General features: G+C 71.8%; 1 protein-coding gene. It reads right to left on the reverse strand.

The genetic code is table 11. The features are described from left to right. A partial coding sequence (locus DAI20_RS19670; RefSeq protein WP_159085141.1) for a PDZ domain-containing protein occupies positions 1-635 on the reverse strand: 635 nt, incomplete at both ends.

Raw genomic sequence — 635 nt, forward strand, 5'->3', positions numbered from 1 at the left:
CCCTGCTGCAGGCCGTTGGTGGCCGCGCGGCTGCCGCGCTTGACCTCGCTGACCAGCACGCCACCGACACCGGACTGGCGCAGCGACTCGGGCAGGTCGACGAAGGTGGCCCCGGTCAGGCGCGGGTCCAGGCTCTCACCGCTGACCGCGCGCGCCTGTTCCTTCAAGGTTGCCTTGATCTGCAGCGGCTTGCCCTCGCGGCGCACGTCCAGCGTCAGCGCGCTGCCGACCGCGGCCAGGCCTTCCACGTTGTGCAGGGCTTCGGCGCTGTCCACGCGCTGGCCGTTGGCCGAGACCACCACGTCGCCCGGCTTCAGGCCGGCGGTCGCAGCGGCCGAACCGGCCAGCACGCGGGTGATCAGCGCACCCCGCGTTTCGCCCAGGCCCAGCCCCTGCGCGATCTGCGCGGTCAGGTTCTGGCTCTCCACGCCCAGCGTGCCGCGCACCACCACGCCGTGCTTGACCAGCTGGTCGACCACGCTGCGCGCGAGGTTGGACGGAATGGCCAGGCCCAGGCCGATGTTGCCGGCCATGCTGCCCTGCGGGTTGAAGCTGGCGGTATTGATGCCGACCAGCTGGCCCTGCAGATCGACCAGTGCGCCACCCGAGTTGCCCGGGTTGATCGACGCGTCGGT

The sequence above is a fragment of the Planctomonas deserti genome (assembly GCF_003067705.1).
Classification (GTDB): Bacteria; Actinomycetota; Actinomycetes; order Actinomycetales; family Microbacteriaceae; genus Planctomonas; species Planctomonas deserti.